The 15,754-nt window shown below is 67.8% G+C and carries 15 protein-coding genes; 2 read left to right on the forward strand and 13 right to left on the reverse strand.

The features are described 5' to 3' along the window. The first annotated feature begins 75 nt into the window (after nucleotides 1-75). Entirely contained in the window at nucleotides 76-1,179 is a 1,104-nt protein-coding gene (locus ACYQ1Z_RS12480) for an FUSC family protein (RefSeq protein ID WP_459792845.1), read from the forward strand. Here the strand turns inward: ACYQ1Z_RS12480 and ACYQ1Z_RS12485 are convergent. The 5 genes from ACYQ1Z_RS12485 to ACYQ1Z_RS12505 all read right to left on the reverse strand — a co-directional run bounded on the left by ACYQ1Z_RS12485 (nucleotide 1,147) and on the right by ACYQ1Z_RS12505 (nucleotide 7,423). After that, entirely contained in the window at nucleotides 1,147-1,917 is a 771-nt protein-coding gene (locus tag ACYQ1Z_RS12485; protein ID WP_459792846.1) for an SDR family NAD(P)-dependent oxidoreductase, read from the reverse strand. The genes ACYQ1Z_RS12480 and ACYQ1Z_RS12485 overlap by 33 nt on opposite strands. Before the next feature lie 76 nt (nucleotides 1,918-1,993). Continuing rightward, nucleotides 1,994-3,829, reverse strand: coding sequence for an IucA/IucC family protein (locus tag ACYQ1Z_RS12490; protein WP_459792847.1), 1,836 nt, complete (start codon nucleotides 3,827-3,829; stop codon nucleotides 1,994-1,996). After that, the gene (locus tag ACYQ1Z_RS12495) at nucleotides 3,826-4,422 is read right to left on the reverse strand and encodes a GNAT family N-acetyltransferase (RefSeq protein WP_459792848.1); all 597 of its coding nucleotides are present in this window, start codon (nucleotides 4,420-4,422) and stop codon (nucleotides 3,826-3,828) included. Before ACYQ1Z_RS12495 ends, ACYQ1Z_RS12490 begins: the two co-directional genes overlap by 4 nt. After that, nucleotides 4,419-5,807: a lysine N(6)-hydroxylase/L-ornithine N(5)-oxygenase family protein gene (locus tag ACYQ1Z_RS12500; RefSeq protein WP_459792849.1), complete on the reverse strand. Its 1,389-nt coding sequence runs from the start codon at nucleotides 5,805-5,807 to the stop codon at nucleotides 4,419-4,421. Before ACYQ1Z_RS12500 ends, ACYQ1Z_RS12495 begins: the two co-directional genes overlap by 4 nt. Then, on the reverse strand, nucleotides 5,804-7,423 hold the full coding sequence (locus tag ACYQ1Z_RS12505; RefSeq protein ID WP_459792859.1) for a pyridoxal phosphate-dependent decarboxylase family protein: 1,620 nt from the start codon (nucleotides 7,421-7,423) through the stop codon (nucleotides 5,804-5,806). The genes ACYQ1Z_RS12500 and ACYQ1Z_RS12505 overlap by 4 nt, the downstream gene beginning before the upstream one ends. Nucleotides 7,424-7,771: 348 nt before the next feature. On the opposite strand from ACYQ1Z_RS12505, the gene ACYQ1Z_RS12510 reads away from it, so the two are divergent. Continuing rightward, the gene (locus tag ACYQ1Z_RS12510; RefSeq protein WP_459792850.1) at nucleotides 7,772-8,095 is read left to right on the forward strand and encodes a hypothetical protein; all 324 of its coding nucleotides are present in this window, start codon (nucleotides 7,772-7,774) and stop codon (nucleotides 8,093-8,095) included. Nucleotides 8,096-8,173: 78 nt separating this feature from the next. Here the strand turns inward: ACYQ1Z_RS12510 and ACYQ1Z_RS12515 are convergent, their stop codons facing one another. From ACYQ1Z_RS12515 to ACYQ1Z_RS12550, 8 genes are all read right to left on the reverse strand, one after another. After that, nucleotides 8,174-9,124, reverse strand: a complete 951-nt coding sequence (locus ACYQ1Z_RS12515) for an NAD(P)/FAD-dependent oxidoreductase (protein ID WP_459792851.1) — start codon at nucleotides 9,122-9,124, stop codon at nucleotides 8,174-8,176. A gap of 90 nt (nucleotides 9,125-9,214) precedes the next feature. After that, nucleotides 9,215-9,544 carry a GNAT family N-acetyltransferase gene (locus ACYQ1Z_RS12520; RefSeq protein WP_459792852.1) on the reverse strand — a complete coding sequence of 110 codons (330 nt, stop codon included), beginning with the start codon at nucleotides 9,542-9,544 and terminating at the stop codon, nucleotides 9,215-9,217. After that, complete coding sequence (locus ACYQ1Z_RS12525; protein ID WP_459792853.1) at nucleotides 9,513-10,832, reverse strand: acyltransferase family protein; 1,320 nt, start codon at nucleotides 10,830-10,832, stop codon at nucleotides 9,513-9,515. Before ACYQ1Z_RS12525 ends, ACYQ1Z_RS12520 begins: the two co-directional genes overlap by 32 nt. A gap of 78 nt (nucleotides 10,833-10,910) precedes the next feature. Beyond that, nucleotides 10,911-11,315 carry a DUF1304 domain-containing protein gene (locus ACYQ1Z_RS12530; protein WP_459792854.1) on the reverse strand — a complete coding sequence of 135 codons (405 nt, stop codon included), beginning with the start codon at nucleotides 11,313-11,315 and terminating at the stop codon, nucleotides 10,911-10,913. A gap of 104 nt (nucleotides 11,316-11,419) precedes the next feature. Continuing rightward, complete coding sequence (locus ACYQ1Z_RS12535; protein ID WP_459792855.1) at nucleotides 11,420-12,283, reverse strand: class II fructose-bisphosphate aldolase; 864 nt, start codon at nucleotides 12,281-12,283, stop codon at nucleotides 11,420-11,422. Beyond that, the gene (locus ACYQ1Z_RS12540; RefSeq protein ID WP_459792856.1) at nucleotides 12,283-13,701 is read right to left on the reverse strand and encodes a GntP family transporter; all 1,419 of its coding nucleotides are present in this window, start codon (nucleotides 13,699-13,701) and stop codon (nucleotides 12,283-12,285) included. The genes ACYQ1Z_RS12535 and ACYQ1Z_RS12540 overlap by 1 nt, the downstream gene beginning before the upstream one ends. Before the next feature lie 124 nt (nucleotides 13,702-13,825). After that, nucleotides 13,826-14,725 (reverse strand): NAD(P)-dependent oxidoreductase, encoded by a 900-nt coding sequence (locus tag ACYQ1Z_RS12545; RefSeq protein WP_459792857.1) that lies wholly within the window; start codon nucleotides 14,723-14,725, stop codon nucleotides 13,826-13,828. A gap of 34 nt (nucleotides 14,726-14,759) precedes the next feature. Further along, nucleotides 14,760-15,754 (reverse strand): nucleotide-binding domain containing protein (locus ACYQ1Z_RS12550; RefSeq protein WP_459792858.1); only part of this gene is annotated, 995 nt, incomplete at its 5' end.

The raw sequence follows: 15,754 nt of genomic DNA on the forward strand, positions 1-15,754 counted from the left end.
GCAGGGCGGCAATATCTATAGAGGCTGCAGTCGGCTTCCGCGGCCGGACATCGGGACAGGCAAGGGCAGGTGGGCATGAAACGCGTGGTTGAGCAGGTCCGCGCGCTCCATCGGCTGGAACCGGCCAACAACGACCACCTGTCGGCCCTGCGCGTGGCACTCAGCGTTGCGGCCCCAACCCTCCTCCTGTTGTGGCTGGGGCGCACGGATCTCATGGGCTACGCGGTGTTCGGTGCGCTGACCGGCATGTACGGCCGCTCCGAACCGCACCAGCTCCGCATCCGCCACCAGGCCCAGGCAGCCCTGGTGCTGCTCAGCGGAGTGAGCGTGGGCGTGTTCCTCTCCGTCAACCACCTGCACTCGTGGTGGCTGGTGGCGGTTGAGGCGTTACTGGCCGGGGTGGGTTCGATTTATGCGGACAAGGTAGGCTTGAAACCCAACGGCCCCTTCTTCGGCATCCTGGCCCTGGGCGCCTGCGCATCCGTTCCGGCGGTGGTTCCGTGGCACGTGGCAGTGCTGATCGCCGCAGGGTCGGCCGCGTTCTCCATGCTGGTCGGATTCGGCGGCTGGTTGCGCCGCCGGTCATGGGAACCCGGTGCCGTCCGGAACGTCCCGGCAGTAACAAGCCGCAAGGAGATCCTGATCCATGCTGCCCGGTATGTGCTGGCGGTCGGGGCGGCGGGAACGTTGGGTGTCCTCAGCGGCAGCGGCCACCCGCACTGGGCCATGGCGGCGGCAGCCGTCCCGCTCGCCGGCGCTGACCTGCCCAGCAGCGTCCGCCGCGGCATCCACCGCATTGTGGGGACATTCGTGGGGCTGGCGGTAACCGCCGTCGTACTTCTTCCCGGGCCGTGGACCCTGGCGGGCCTGTTCCCCGCGCAGCAGGCCGTGCTGCTGCCCCTCCTGGTGATCCTGTTCCAGTTCACCACCGAGCTGTTCATGGCACGCCATCACGGCTTTGCCATGGTGTCGTTCACGCCTGTCATCCTGCTGATCACTCAGCTGGCGGCACCAACCGACCCGGGCCTGCTGATCCTGGAACGGGCAGTGGAAACACTGGTGGGCGCGCTGTCCGGGATCCTGGTGGTTGTGGCCGTGCGGCGTGCCGGCACCCGGACCCTGGCCTCCCTCCTCGGACGCGCGCCGCTATTTCGCCCGGCGCGGCGGGCCCGCCACTAGCTTCGCCGGAGCAACCCGTGCCACCGCTGCCACCAGCTTGTACCGCTTCGACGGGATTGACACCGCCCGGCCGCGCTCGTTGTCCGCCAGTCCCTCCCGCACCACGCGCTCGGCATGCAGCCAGGCCCACGACGGCGCCACGGACTTGTCCATGCCCATCCGGTCGTGGAACTCCGTGTGCGTGAAGCCCGGGCACAGCGCGGTGACCTTGATGCCCTGCTTCCGGTAGGTCAGGTTGGCCCACCGGCTGAAGCTCACCAGCCACGCCTTCGCCGCCGAATAGGTGCCGCGGGGCAGGAACGCGGCGATGCTGGCCACGTTGATGATCCGGCCCCCGCCGCGTTCCAGCATGCCCTTGAGGGCGGCGTGCGTCAGCACCATGGCGGTTTCCCCGTGCAGCTTCAGGTGCTTCTTTTCCTCGGCGATCCGGTTGTCCTCGAAGTTGTGCAGCAGCCCGATCCCGGCGTTGTTCACCAGCATCCCCACCGGCCGTCCGGCGTCGGACAGGCGTTCGACGACGGCGGCCACCCCGGCGTCGTCCGTCAGGTCGGCGGGGAGCACCTCAGCCGAGATGCCATAGCGCCTTATTAGCCCCGCCGCGACTTCTTCGAGGCGGGCGCGGTTCCGGGCGACGAGCACCAGGTTGGTGCCCTGGGCTGCGAGCTGGCGGGCGAACTCTGCGCCCAGGCCCGCGCTGGCCCCGGTGATGAGTGCTGTTGTTCCGGTGGTTGGCGTCATGCTGCAAGCCTAGCCACCGGCGTCCCCGCACGCCCCCACCCGCACCCGGCAACGGCACCCGGCAGCGGTCTTGCCGCTATGCGAACCGGGCCAGCGGATTGGCCAGCCGCCCGGCCATCTGGAGCCCGCCCGAGGGGTCGGCCAGGTCCAGCATCTGCTGGTTGTTGCGCAGCTGCAGCCGGTTCAGGCAGGACAGCTCGAAATCCGCGGCGAAGAGGTTGTGGCGGGCAAACTGGTCCGCGAGGTCCGGGTGCTGCCCCTGGTACTCCTTCACCGCAGCGGCGGCGGTCCGCCAGAAATCCTCCTGGCCCAGCTTGCCGTCCTCCTCCAGCAGGGCCGCCAGGAAACGGAAGATGCAGTCGAAGATGTCCGTGAAGATGGCCAGCACCTTCTCGCCGTCCGGGATGGCAGCTTTGATCCGGGACACCTCTTCGGGCAGTTCGAGCCGGTCCCCCATCACCACGATTTCCTCGGCGATGTCCTTCATGACGGCCCGCACCGGGACGCCGTCCTCGAGGACCAGGATGACGTTCTCGCCGTGCGGCATGAACGCCAGCTCGTACTCGTACAAGCAGTGGACCAGCGGCACCAAGTACGCCTCGAAGTAGCGGCGCAGCCAGTCCGCGGGTGCGAGGCCGGACCGTTCAATCAGGGCGGACACCATCGGCTTCCTGGCGGAGTCCACGTGCAGGAGCGAGGCCATCGTTGCCAGTTGTTGCCCGTCCTGCAGCAGCGGCAGCGGGCTTTCGCGCCAGAGGGCGGAGAGCATCTTCCGGTAGGGCGAGCCCGGGGCTGACGCGGCCTCGTAATACCCGTTGTGGTAGCCGATGGCCGCAATTTCACCGATCATGGTGAACCCCCGCTGCTGCAGGGCACCGTCAGCTTCGATGAGCTTCCGCAGCCAGTCGTTGATGGCCGGGGTGGCCTTCATGTACTGCGGTGACAGGCCCCGCATGAAGCCCATGTTCAGCACGGACATGGCGGTCTTGACGTACGTCCGATGCGGGGCTGTGGTGTTGAAGAACGTGCGGATGGACTGCTGCGCCTGGTACCTGTCCGTCCCGGTTCCCAGGTAGACGATGCGCTGCCGGGCGATCTCCGCCGCGAACGTGACGGTGAGCTTGTTTTCCCACTGCCACGGGTGGACGGGCATAAAGAAGTACTGGTCCGGGTCCAGGCCCTGCAGCCCCAGTTCGTTGGTGAAGTCCCCGGCCAGCGGGCCCAGTTCGGCGTCCAGGTGCGCCCGGTAGTCCAGGCCTTCACTGGCGGTGATGACGGCGTGGCTGCGGTGGACGGCGATCCATTCCAGTTGCACGGGCGCGCCGGTTTCCGGCGCGAATGCGTGGTAGTCGCTGATGCCGAAACCCAGGCGGCCGTTGTTGGCCACAAAGCAGGGGTGGCCCTCGGTCATGCTGCGTTCAATCGCTTGGAAGTCCGCAGCCACATCCACCCCTCCGGTCACGCCGGCGGCGAGTTCGGCGGCCGACGGCTGGCCCGCCCACTGCTTGTAGGCGTGGCTGGCCAGGGTGCTGCTGACCTCCTCGAGGTACACCGGAAGCATCTGGAGGTTGATGCCGAGGGTCTCGTGGAACGCGGAGATGAATCCGAGGACGTCCAGTGGCGCTTCCTTGCCGTCCCGGACGTAGCGGATGGATGCGGCGTCAATGGACCAGTGGTCCAGCTGCAGGATCCGGGCGTTGAACAGGTACTCGTGGACACCGTCGCCGCTGCGGATGCGGTACCGGCCGCCGGACGCGCCGACCGGCTCGGGCGTGAGGATCCGTTCGTGGGAGAACTCGGCAAGCGCTTTGCGGAGCAGGTGCCGGTTGGCGTCGTCCCAGCGGTCGCCGGAGAGGTGCGGTGCGGCTGCGGCGCTCAGGGCCGGGAAGTTTGTTTGGAGGTGGACGGTCATCGGAAAGCTCCCTGCGGGACGGGCGTGCGGGTGGTAAGTTCAGGGTTTCCGGCGTCGGCGGCCGGCATGGCCGCACGGGCGGCGGCATAGTCTGAGCGGGTACAGAAGCTGAGCAGTGCTTCCTTGTCCGGCAGGGTGACTGTCCCTGCGGGCAGGAAGCCCAGCCGTTCGTTGAGGGCGTGGATCTTGGTGTTCCGGGCGTCCGGCTCCACCACAACGCGTTCCACCTCCGGCCTGGCGAAGAGGCGGCCAAGGACGGCATCCATCACGGCCGTGGTGTAGCCGGGTTCGGGACCTTGCGACGGCGGGGCGACCAGCAGGTGCATGCCCACATCACCGGGCTGGACGGCGTACAGGCCGGCCAGCGGCGAGGACGCTGGAAGGTACTCCTCCGTGAGGAAGGCGGGGACGCCGGCGTCGAGCCCCAACAGGGCGTGGTGGTGGCCGCTCGCCTGGATCTTCGCGTATTCCTCCACCACGTCCTGGACGCTGGCGTTCAGCATGCCCCAGAACGAGGCGTACGGCTGCGTCACCCAGCTGTGCAGGAGCGGCGCATCGGCCACGGCGTCGAGGCAGCGGAAGGTGAACCTCATGCGGGCACCCCCGCGCCAACGTTCCCAGCGCCAACGTTTGCTGCGGCGGGCCGGGTTCCGGCCGGTGCTTGGGCCGGGGCCCCGAACTGCTGGAACGCGATGCTGCGTTCCACCGGATATACCTCGCGGCCGGTGATTTCCCGCAGGATGCAGGAGTTGCGGTAGGCGCCCATGCCCAGGTCCGGGGTGACGAAGCCGTGGGTGTGCAGCTCGGCGTTCTGGACGAAGATCTCACCCGGTTCCACGCCGGTGCTGTAGTTCCGGTCGACGGCGAACCTGCCGGTGCTGTCCCGGGCGATCCTGTCCTGCACGCCGGCCAGGAACCCGGGTTCCCGGTAGCCGTAGCCGGTGGCCATCACGACAGCCTCACTGTCCAGGGTGTAGGAGGTGCCCTGCTCCCCGTGTTCCAGGTGCAGGATGTGGGTCCCGGCCGCGGGATCCCATTCGGCGGCCGTGAGCGTGGAATGGGTGAGCAGCTGTGTGTCCACCATGCCGGAGAGGCTCCTGGTGTAGAGCAGGTCGTAGATGGCGTCGATCAGATCCGAATTGATCCCCTTGTAGAGGTTCTTCTGGGTCTTGTTGAGGTGGTCCCGCTGCTGCGGCGGGAGGTTGTGGAAATAGTCCACGTACTCCGGCGAGGTCATCTCCAGGGTCAGCTTGGTGTACTCCAGCGGGAAGAACCGGCCTGAGCGGGTCACCCAGTTCAGCTGGTACCCGTGGGCGTCGGCTTCCTGCAGGAGCTCGTAGTAGATTTCGGCGGCGCTCTGCCCACTGCCCACCACGGTGATGCTGCGCTGCTGCTGCAGTTCAGCCTTACGGGCAAGGTAGTCGGCGTTGTGGAAGGCCACTCCCCCGCGGCCGGCGGCGGAATCGGCCAGGATATGTTCGGCCGACGACGGCACGAAGGGGGAGGTGCCGGTGCCCAGCACCAGCCGCCGCGCCAAAAGTACCTCGGAGCCGTCGGGGCCGGATACCGAAAGCCTGTACACGCCCTCGTCGTAGGTGACGTCCTGCACGGCCGTGCCGAAACGGACGGACGGCAGCTGCCCCGCCACCCACTGGCAGTACTGGTTGTATTCGGCGCGCAGCGGGTAGAAGTTTTCCCGGATGTAGAAGCGGTAGAGGCGGCCGGTCTGCTTCAGGAAGTTCAGGAACGAATACGGCGAGGTGGGGTCCGCCATGGTCACCAGGTCCGCCATGAACGGGACCTGGAGGTGGGCGGGCTCCAGCATCATGCCGGGGTGCCAGTCGAAGGAGGCGCGCTGCTCCAGGAAGATGCCGTCGAGGCCTTCGACGGGTCCGGCGAGGGCGGCGAGGCCGAGGTTGAAGGGTCCGACGCCGATGGCGGCGAAGTCGTGGATCCTGTGGTTGGCGGGGGTGCTCATGCGTTTACTTCCTTTTCCAGGAGGCTGGCGCTGTGCAGCAGTCCGGCGCCGGTGGTGCGCAGGAGGCTGATGATCTGGGCGATGTCCTCGAGGGTTGCTTCGGCGTTGAGGAGGGTGAATTTCAGGTAGTGCCGGCCGGCCACCTTGGTTCCGGCTACTACAGCCTCGCCGGAGGCGAAGACCGCTGCGCGGATGGCCGGGTTGATGGCGTCGGTTGCGTCTTCGGAGAGCCGGGTTCCGTTGTCCTGGACGGGCCGGTAGCGGAACACGAGGGTGCTGAGCTGGGGCTGCGCTGCGAGCTCGAAGTCGTCGTCGGCGTCCAGCAGGGAACCGACGCGGGCGGCGAGGTCGATGGCCTCGTCGAACAGTGCGCCGACGGCATCCGCGCCCATGATCCGCAGGGTGAGCCACAGCTTGAGCGCGTCGAAGCGGCGTGTGGTCTGGATGCTCTTGTCCACCTGGTTGGGAATGTCGGCCAGGGCGGCGCTTTCGGGGTTGAGGTAGTCCGCGTAGTAGGTGATGTGGCGGAGCATGGCGGATTCGCGGACCAGGAGGGCACTGGAGCTGACCGGCTGGAAGAACGTTTTGTGGAAGTCGACGGTGACCGAATCGGCGAGGCCCGTTCCGTCCAGCAGGTGGCGGTAGCGGCCGGAGACCATCAGGCCGCCGCCGTAGGCTGCGTCGATGTGGAACCAGGCCCCGTGGGCCCGGGCCAGGGCGGCGAGGTCCGCGAGCGGGTCCACCGCGCCGAAGTCGGTGGTTCCGGCGGTGGCGACGACCGCCATGGCGGTCAGGCCGGCGCCGTGCGCTTCCGCCATGGCTGTGGCGAGGGCGGCGGGGTCCATCCTGTGGTCCGCCGTGGTGGGGACGGTGATGACGGCGTCGAAGCCCAGGCCCAGCATGGATGCCGACTTCTGGACGCTGAAGTGGCTGTCCTCGGAGGTGAAAATCCGCAAGGTGTCCAGCAGTGCGGGGAGGCGCAGGCCGGTCCGGGCGGGGTCCTGGCGAAGGCCGGCCACGGCGTGGTTCCGGGCGATCAGCAGGGCCTGGAGGTTGGACTGGCTGCCGCCGGAAGTGAAGATGCCGTCGGCGTTGGCCCCGAGGTCCAGCCGGTCGGCGGCCCAGTCGATGAGGCGCCGCTCGATCATGGTGGCTCCGGCGCTCTGGTCCCAGGTGTCCAGGGAGGAGTTGACGGCGGACAGGACGGCTTCGCCCACCAGCGCCGGAATGACCACAGGGCAGTTAAGGTGGGCGGCGTATTTGGCGTCGTGGAAGTAGATGGCGTCGCGCAGGTACACGTGCTCGAGTTCCTGCAGCGCAGCTGCCGTGTCCGGCAGCGGGGCGTCGAGGTCCACGGCCCCGACCCGCGCCTTCATCTCGGCGGGTCCGACGCCGGTGAACGGCCGGGTGGTCCGCTCCAGCTTGGTTGCCACGGCGGTGACGCCCTGCAGCACCTGTGCCACGTAACGCGGCGAGTTGCGGGCATTAAAAAGGTGGTTGGTTGCGCCGAGCGCAAGTTCCACGCGGGAGGCGAAGTCCTGGCCGGGCGGCTCCTGCCGGGTACGGACACCTCCGGGGCGGGGCTCATCCACGGGTAACTCTTCCAAGCGGGGCATCAGGGACACAGGGCTTCCTTCGGGTCAGGATTTTTCGAACTGCAAAGGCAAGCCTTACTTAGGGGACCCTTTTAATCAAACTTTTGTGCCGTATTTCTTTTTTGCCGCGGAATACGGCATCTTTGTCCAGGAGGATTGCGTCATTGACTGGCGCCCGAGAGCACTTCTCCTGCACAATGCCCGGCGCCAGGACACCCAAGCACCCGCGGCTCCTGGCACCTTCCGGGATGCCAAATTTGCCCAGGCGATAGTAAGCATGCTTAGGTATTGGGGTAATTGAACCTCCGCAAGCAGTTCGCGGCGGGGCGGCCAACGCCGGCAGCCTCGTGAAGAAGCCCAAGGACGAACATGACCATCGCAACCGAAGACCAATTGACGGCGTTTGGGGAACGCACAACGGCAGACACTTCTCCGTTGGGAAGCACCCCACCCGTGGATATGGGGCTGCTGGTCACGATGAATTCGCGGATGCACTGCCGGATGCCCATGGAGCGGATCGACCCCACGGAACTCCCCATCCGCCAGCCCGTGTACGTTGACGGCACGGGAATGGTCCCGCTCGGCGCCGCTCCCGTCTCCGGCAATGTTGTGACTTACCGCTGTGCCTGCGGCTTCACCATCGACGACCCCGGCCACACCGCGGCTATCAGCCCGGAGGCACTCGCCAGCTGACGGCTTCCCGCCCGCTCGGCCCGGGGTTGCACTCCAGGGCCGGGCTCACTAACCGTCGCAGCCTGCCCTCACCGGCGCTCAAGCCCTTGCCGCCTCCACAGCCCGCCGGGTATCGGTCAGCACCAGGTCGGCGTTGATTGCCGCGGCTGCGCGCAGCCCCGCGGCCGCCGCCGTCATCACCTGGGCTGAAACGTCTGTGGCATTGCCGGCAGCCCATACCCCGGGGCAGGCCGTCAGCCCGGACTCGTCCGCCTGCAGGCAACTGCCTTCTCCCTCCGTCAATCCGGACGGTTCCAGCCCAAGCCGCTGGAGCATGGTGGCTTTGCTCGTGGCTGCCGGGCTGACGGCCAGCACATCCAATGGAAAGTAGCTCCCGTCGTCGAGCACGACCCCGGCCAGCTTGTCATCCCGCACGTCCAGCCGGCGGACTGCGCCCTCAACGACGGAGATGCCCCGGGCCTGCAGCTGTTCCCGTTCGTCCGCGCGAAGCTTCATCCCGCCGTCCAGAAGAAGTGCCATGTGGGGGCTCCACTGCCGGAAGGTCAGTGCCTCCGGAACCGAGCGGGCGTCGGAAGCCAGGACGCCAATCCGCTGGCCCCTGATCTCCCAGCCGTGGCAGTAGGGGCAGTACAGGACGTCCCGCCCCCAGCGTTCCTTGAGCCCGGGAATCCCAGGCAGCTCATCGGTGATGCCGGTGGCGATCAGCAGCCTCCGCGCCCTCCTCGTGGAGCCGCCCGCAAGGGTGAGGATGAAGTTGCCACTTTCGCCCGCGGCCCCCGTGACGAATCCCCGCTCGAAACTTCCGCCGTACTGGGCCAGCTCCGTATGGCCCGCTGCCACCAGGTCCTGCGGGCTCATTCCTTCGCGGCTGAGGAAACCGTGCACCCCCTCGGTCCGGAGGTTCCGCTGCCCGCCCGCGTCTATCACCAGCACGGACCGCAGCGCTCGGGCCAGGGCTACGCCCGCGCTGAGCCCCGCCGGTCCGCCGCCGATCACTGCGACGTCGAACAGCTGTTCCTGGTAGGCCATAGTGTCCCTCTGCCGCGTAAATGTGCACTGCACATCCCGTACCCGGCGCGGCGGAACGAATAACGGTGATCTTTGGGAGGCGCGGGCCGCTTAGCCCTCCGGCCAGTCGACGAACTGCTCGTAGCCCTCGTGCTTGCGCAGGTAGCTGGACACGAACGGGCAGTGCGGGATGATCCGCTTTCCGGTCGCCACAACGTCGTCAAGGGCGAAATGCGCCAGCACTCCCGCCAGGCCCTGCCCCTCAAAGCCCGGGCTGGTTTCGGTGTGGGTGAAGTCGATATGCCCGGGGAGGTCCCGGAAGAAGCACTGGACCGCCAATGTGCCGCCGACCAGCAGCTCGTACCGGTGGTGCGCGTCGTTGCGCCGTAGCGTGACATCGGGGGCGAACTTATCCTCGGTGGACATCGTGTTCTCGGTCATGGTTCGACACTGGCACTACTTCTCCCTGCTGGCAATGGCCGCGCAGCAGGATTAGGGCCGCGGCAAAGCAGGCCGCCCCGGCTCCCAGCAGTGCCAGCGAAAGGCCGGAAAAAGCCGCGGCGGTCACCGGAAGGAAAACCACGACGACGGCTCCCGCCACCCTGGCGGGCCGGCAGCGGGTGCCGGGCGCCGGCGTCGGGCGTTCCTCAAGGCGGCCAAACGCCGCCACCGCAGCGACGAGCAGGACCGACAGGGCGAGGAGGACCAGCGGACGGGACCACCACCACTCGGCGGTGCCTGAGGCGGGTTTGGGGAACGGCGTGAGCAGCAGCATGCCGGACATCCCCACCAGCAGCGGCAGGTGCCAGAGGTAGACCGTTAGGGACCGGGCCCCTGCCACCAGCATGAGCCTGTTGATCCACTGCACCGTGCAGAGCGGGGCCAGCGCGGGGCGTGCCAGCTCCAGGCCCGCCGCCTGCGCGATCCCGAGCAGGAACAGGCACAGGTTGGGCGGGTTCAGGTTGACCAGCATGTTCCCGGAATACAGGCCCAGGCCCGTCACCAGGCCGAGCAGCAGGTTCGCGCCCATAACGAGTCCCAGCAGCGCCGACCGGGAGAGCCTGGACCATTGCCCGTCGGCCATCAGGAATCCGAGCTGCTGCACGGCGCACCACAGGAACACCAGGTTGGCGTGGGCCAGGCCTGGCAGCGCACCCCGGAGGCAGTCAACGGCCACCACCAGGGCCGTCAGCGCCCCCAGCGTGAGCCAGGGTGCGCGGGCATGCAGGGCAGCCAGCAGCGGGATGTTCAGCTGCGCAGCCAGGTAGGCCGCCAGGAACCACAGCGGCATCCCGGCGCCGGCGGCCATCAGCTGCACCACCTGCGGATGGACGCCCAGCAGTGCTGCCCCGCCCAGGCCGAGGAACATAACGGCCAGCAGGGCTGTCGCCGGCTTGACCAGGCGCAGCAGCCGCGCCCGGACAAACTGTGCGGCCGTTCCCCCGGATGCCTTCAGCCGCCGCCAGGACTGCAGTCCCGTGGTGCCGCCGGCCACGAAGAACAACGGCATCACCATGAAGATCCAGATGACGGGGACGAACCAGTCCTGCTCGGCGAGGGTATTTTGTGTTGTTACGGTGCCGTCCGGGTGCAGGACGGGGCTGACCATCATGCAGTGGCCCGCCACTACCAGTGCCAGGCAGATGAAGCGGGCAAGGTCGATGACGGTGTCGCGGCCTTCCGCTGCGGCCGGCCGCGGGCTCCTCCGCTGCCTGGCAATGCCCGCCACTGTGCCCCCTTCACGGCAAGTGTGCGCTGTTCAAGCACTATTGTGCTCCTGTGGCGCCTGGTGTTTAAGGGGAAGGGCTTAGAGCGCCAGCGCTACCAGGCCAAGCACGACGGCGAGCACCGGCAGCGTGCCCTGGGTGGCGGCGGCGCGGAGGTACTTCCGGCCTGTGCCGGCCAGGACGAGGGCGGCCAGGAGCATGGAACCGCAGCTGCTGAAAACCAGGGTCCAGCCCACCACGGCCAGCGCCGCACTGCTCCCCGCCAAGGCGACGCATCCGACACCAACAAACGCCCCCACCGCCAGGAAAAGGTTGTAGAAGCCCTGGTTGAAAGCCATCGCCCTGGTGGTTTCGGCGTCGGACTGGGACGCCACTCCGAACCGCTTCCACGTGGCAGGCCGGGTCCACGTCAGGGACTCCATGGTGAAGATGTAGACGTGCAGCGCCGCAGCCAGGAACGCAAAAAGGAGGGAGGCCAGGATCATTGCTTGATCCTAGCCCCCCTCCTTCGGAGTTTTCGTCCACGTATGCCGACATGGAAGGCCGTTAGCCCCGCATATCTGGACAAAAACTCTGACCGGCTGATGGGTCAGCGGGTGAGCGTGGCCAGCGTCCCGGCGGCAAAGTGCGCGGCTGAAGCATTCCAGTGGCCCAGGAGCGCCTGCAGGTTTTCGCCGTCGGCGCGGTGGGCCGGAAGCTGGTCCTGCAGCGTGGCCAGCACGCCGGTGCGGAGTTCGGTGTTGAAGTTGACCTTGCCCACGTTCATGGCCGCGGCCTTCACCAGTTCCTCCGCCGGGATGCCCGAGGCGCCGTGCAGCACCAGCGGAATGTGTGTCCGCACCGCGATGTCCTGCAGGACGTCCCAGCGCAGCTGCGGTTCGCCCTTGTACTTGCCGTGGACATTCCCGACGGCGACAGCCAGCAGCTGCGCACCGGTGCGGGCAACGAAGTCCTCCACCTGGGCGGAATCGGTCAGGCCGGCAACGGACATGCCGGCCGGGCCGGCAGGCTGATCCGCGGAGAAGGCGCGGTCCTCGTCGCCGGCCAGGCCGCCCAGTTCGGCTTCCAGGACGACGGCGTCGCCCAGCAATTTGCGGGCGGCGACCACCAGCGCAACGTTGTCCTCGTATGGCAGTGACGAACCGTCCGCGAGGACGGAATCCGCCCCCGCCGCGACGGCGTCGGCCATCACTTGGAGGTCCGAGGCGTGGTCAAGCTGCACGGCAACCGGAACGGATGCGGCATCCGCCAGCCCCCGGAGTGCTGCGATGAGACGCAACCCGTTGGGCGTGGCGGCGGTCTTGGGGGCGACCAGGAGGATGACGCCCCGCCCGGTTTCCTCGGCTGCGCCCACAACAGCCAGGGCGGTGGTGAAGTCGTAGCAGGTGAATGCGGGAACGGCCGAACCCTGCTGCAGGGCGGAAGTGACCAGGTGGTCGAGTCGGGTGCGCATCAGACGCCCAGGCCTCCGGTGAGGGTCCACACCAGGAGCGTCAGCGCGAAGCCGGCCAGGCCCAGGATGGTGGTCAGGACGGTCCAGGTCCGCAGGCCGTCCGCCACGGAGAGCCCGAGGTAGCGGGTGACGATCCAGAAGCCGGAGTCGTTCACGTGGCTGAGGCCGAAAGCGCCGAAGCCGATTGCAATCAGGATCAGCGCGGTCTGCAGCGGTGAGTACCCGCCGTCCGCCACCGAGGCCGCCAGCAGGCCGGAGGTCGTGATGATCGCTACCGTGGCCGAGCCCTGGGAGGCGCGAAGGATGGCCGCCAGGACGAAGGCCATTACGATGACGGGAAGCCCCGCGCTCTGCAGACCCTCGGCCAGGGCCTTGCCGATGCCGGACACGGTCAGCACCTTGCCGAAAACGCCGCCGGCGCCGGTGACCAGGATGACGATCGCCGTCGGGGCAAGAGCGGAGTCCATGACTTCGCCGGTGTGCTGCGAGGACCAGCCACGGCGGATGCCCAGGAAGTAGTAGGCGAGGCCAAGGGCGGTGAGGAGGGCGATCAGCGGCGCGCCAACGAAAGCGGCAAGCTGGGCGGGGAAGGAATCCTTGGGCAGGATGACGGATCCGACGGTGCCCACCATGATCATCAGGATGGGAAGGACAATCAGGGTGATGATCATCGCCGGGCTGGGTGCCGTTTTGACTTCGGTCTTGACGGCGACCTTGGACGTTCCCTGCGCGGCCTCCTGTTCCACCTGGGAGGTGCCGGTCCCGAACAGGCGGAACTGTTCGGCGGTGGCAGGCAGCATGGCGAAGTCGCGGCGGTTCAGCTTGCGGGCCACGAAGTAGCCAAGGACACCCACGGGAATGCAGAGGACCAGGCCCAGGATGGTGGTCCAGCCGATGTCGGCGCCCAAAATCCCGGCACCGCCCACAACGCCGGGGTGCGGGGGTACAACAACGTGGATGGCGAGCATGATTGCACCGACGGGCAGGCCGATCTTGACGGGGTTAACGCCGGCAGCCTTGGCGAAGCCGTAAATGATGGGGATCAGGATGATGAATCCGACGTCGAAGAAGACGGGAATCGCCAGCAGGAAGGCTGCGGCGGTCAGGGCGGCGATGACCCGGCGGGGCCCGAGCAGCTGCGTGAACTTGCCGGCCAGGGACTGGGCGCCCCCGGAAATTTCGATCATCTTGCCCAGCATCGCCCCAAGGCCCACCAGGATGGCGACGGACCCGAGGGTTCCGCCCATGCCTTCGGTCACGGTCTTGATGACGTCGGGCAGCGGGATGCCTGCGACGAGGGCCACCGACACGCTGACAACCAGCAGGGCCAGGAATGCGGGGATCTTGAATTTGATGACGGCCACCAGCAGCAGGGCGACGCCTGCTACGGCTATGGCAAGAAGAGCGAGTGCGCTCATCGTGTGTCTCCTTTGACGTCGCCAGTTAAGCCTAGCGAGCTTGGTGGGGGGAACGGGGTGGAAGCTGCGGCGACGGCGGAGGGGGGACCGCCGTCGTCGCGCCTTTGCTTACGGGGAGTTAGGGCTAGTTGGTGCGCTTCGTGGGGGCGACCACCTTGATGACCGCTGAGTCATCGGCGGCGGCGAGGCCCTGGGCCTGGCCCAGCAGGTAGAGCTGTTCGGCCGCGGCGGCAACGGGGGCTGCCAGGCCGGCGGCGCGGGTGGCCTTGCCCACGATGCCCATGTCCTTGACGAAGATGTCCAGTCGGGACAGGACCTTGGCGCCCTCCTCGTCGTAGGCCTCAAGGATGCGCGGGCCGCGGTTGGAGAGCATGAATGATCCAGCTGCGCCGGCCTCGAGGGCGGCGAGGGTCTTGGCCTGGTCCAGGCCAAGAGCGTCGGCCAGGGCAAGAGCCTCGGCGGCCGCGGCGATGTGGACTCCGCAGAGCAGCTGGTTGACGGTCTTCAGGGCCTGGCCGTCGCCGGGCTTGTCGCCCACCACCGTGAGCGTGGAGGCCAGCAGTTCAAGCGCGGGGGCCGCCTTCTCGCGGGCTTCGGGGGAAGCGCCGACGACGATCAGCAGGTCACCTTCGCCGGCACGCTTGGGACCGCCGGACAGCGGCGCGTCCACGAGATCCACGCCATACGCGGCGAGCTTTTCCACGGTCGCGGGGATGGCATCGGTACCCACGGTGCTGCCGAGGATAACGACGGCGCCCGGCTCCAGCACGGAGGCCACGCCGTTTTCACCGAAGAGGACCTCATTCAGCTGTTCGCCGTTGCGGACGGCGAGCAGGACGGCGTCGGCGCCCTTGGCCGCTTCACGCGCCGAGGCGAAGGTGGCGATGCCGGCTTCTTCTGCGAGCTTGAGCCGGGGTTCGGCGATGTCGAAACCGTGGACGGTCAGCTGGGAGGCCATGCGGGTGGCCATGGGCAGGCCCATGGCGCCGAGGCCGAGGACGGTGACGGTGTAGTTGCTGGTCATGGTGTTCTCCGTTGAATTCTTGCGGGGCCGGGGGCTAGAAGGTGTTGCTGAGTTTGCGGGTGACGGCGGCGAGGGACTGGTCGTCCCCGACGTTCCCGGCGAAGACGATGTACGGGATGCCCTTCGCGGGGCCGTCGACCGGCTCCCAGAGGCTGACGATGCCGGGCAACATGGGACCGCGGACGATCGCGTGGCGGATTTCCAGGCCGTGCGCGGCGACGTCGGAGGAGGTGATGCCGCCCTTGGCGATGACGAACCGCGGCGGGAAGGTCTTCAGCGTGCGGTTCACAACAGCGACGACGGCGGCAGACACAGTGCGTGCGATCCGGAGGCTTTCGGCCGGGTCGTCGGTCTTGATCAGCAGGCGGCTGGTGTGGACGATGACGTCGCCGGCTTTGAGGGCCCCGACCACGGCGTCCACGGTGGCGTCCAGGTGTGCAGCGGCTTCCGCTTTGGTGGCGAGGAGCTTCTCGACGTCGATCTCGATGATCCGCGCCGAGCTGTGCTCGGCGGTGAGGACGTTCAGCTGCCGGGTGGTGACGCCGACGTGCGAGCCCACCACGATCAGGCCGCCGGCCGTGGAGGGGGTGTTGCCCTCGTAGGACTCCTCGGCGGTCAGCGGGGTGCGGACTTCCTGCCCGATGCGGCCGCGGACGAATGGCGGGCCGACGCGGTACAGGAGCTTCTTGCCGCGGCGTTCTGCTTCCTCCAGGCCCAGGGCCAGGGCGCGGAAATCATTTTCGGTGACGATGTCGGCCACGATCGGGGTGGACGCGGTGGCGGGCTCGATGGCGTCGGCGATGGCCTTCGCGGAGATGGCGGGGTCCTGGGCTTCCGCGCCGGCCCGGATGATGTTCAGGTCCAGGACGATCACTGACTCTGCGGCGTACCGGCCCTGTGACTTCTCCTCCACATATTTGGTGAGGTCCGAGTTGGCGAAGCCGAACGTGGCGTCCTTGGCAAACTCGGTGTCGGCGACCGGGGTGAGGGTGCCGGCGCCGTCCCCTGTGCCGCGCATGTAGTGGACGC

The organism is Arthrobacter sp. AD-310, from assembly GCF_054656615.1.

Excerpts from the sequence above, each read along its gene's own strand:
- ACYQ1Z_RS12480 (WP_459792845.1), top strand. The coding sequence starts at position 76 with ATGAAACGCGTGGTTGAGCAGGTCCGCGCGCTCCATCGGCTGGAACCG.
- ACYQ1Z_RS12485 (WP_459792846.1), bottom strand. The coding sequence starts at position 1,917 with ATGACGCCAACCACCGGAACAACAGCACTCATCACCGGGGCCAGCGCG.
- ACYQ1Z_RS12490 (WP_459792847.1), bottom strand. The coding sequence starts at position 3,829 with ATGACCGTCCACCTCCAAACAAACTTCCCGGCCCTGAGCGCCGCAGCC.
- ACYQ1Z_RS12495 (WP_459792848.1), bottom strand. The coding sequence starts at position 4,422 with ATGAGGTTCACCTTCCGCTGCCTCGACGCCGTGGCCGATGCGCCGCTC.
- ACYQ1Z_RS12500 (WP_459792849.1), bottom strand. The coding sequence starts at position 5,807 with ATGAGCACCCCCGCCAACCACAGGATCCACGACTTCGCCGCCATCGGC.
- ACYQ1Z_RS12505 (WP_459792859.1), bottom strand. The coding sequence starts at position 7,423 with ATGCCCCGCTTGGAAGAGTTACCCGTGGATGAGCCCCGCCCCGGAGGT.
- ACYQ1Z_RS12510 (WP_459792850.1), top strand. The coding sequence starts at position 7,772 with ATGACCATCGCAACCGAAGACCAATTGACGGCGTTTGGGGAACGCACA.
- ACYQ1Z_RS12515 (WP_459792851.1), bottom strand. The coding sequence starts at position 9,124 with ATGGCCTACCAGGAACAGCTGTTCGACGTCGCAGTGATCGGCGGCGGA.
- ACYQ1Z_RS12520 (WP_459792852.1), bottom strand. The coding sequence starts at position 9,544 with ATGACCGAGAACACGATGTCCACCGAGGATAAGTTCGCCCCCGATGTC.
- ACYQ1Z_RS12530 (WP_459792854.1), bottom strand. The coding sequence starts at position 11,315 with ATGATCCTGGCCTCCCTCCTTTTTGCGTTCCTGGCTGCGGCGCTGCAC.
- ACYQ1Z_RS12535 (WP_459792855.1), bottom strand. The coding sequence starts at position 12,283 with ATGCGCACCCGACTCGACCACCTGGTCACTTCCGCCCTGCAGCAGGGT.
- ACYQ1Z_RS12540 (WP_459792856.1), bottom strand. The coding sequence starts at position 13,701 with ATGAGCGCACTCGCTCTTCTTGCCATAGCCGTAGCAGGCGTCGCCCTG.
- ACYQ1Z_RS12545 (WP_459792857.1), bottom strand. The coding sequence starts at position 14,725 with ATGACCAGCAACTACACCGTCACCGTCCTCGGCCTCGGCGCCATGGGC.